This window comes from Bacillus sp. GbtcB14, assembly GCF_019091205.1.
GTDB classification, from domain to species: domain Bacteria; phylum Bacillota; class Bacilli; order Bacillales; family Bacillaceae_G; genus Bacillus_A; species Bacillus_A cereus_AG.
Genome location: NZ_JAGXJT010000364.1, coordinates 1 through 202 on the forward strand (window position 1 = coordinate 1; position 202 = coordinate 202).

The window sequence follows — 202 nt, forward strand, 5'->3', positions numbered from 1 at the left end:
GGAGCTGACGAATACTAATAGATCGAGGACTTAACCATATAATATGTAGCAATGTTATCTAGTTTTGAAGGAATATATATTAAAATTCCTTTTGACATTCTGAAAAGAATGTGTATAATGATAAAAGTCTGGTAATGATGGCAGAGAGGTCACACCCGTTCCCATACCGAACACGGAAGTTAAGCTCTCTAGCGCCGATGGT

1 rRNA gene is annotated in these 202 nt (G+C 37.6%); it reads left to right on the forward strand.

Annotated elements, in window-relative coordinates:
* Positions 1 to 127: 127 nt before the first annotated feature.
* Positions 128 to 202: ribosomal RNA gene (rrf, locus tag KVT31_RS30150) — 5S ribosomal RNA — on the forward strand; the annotation flags it as partial.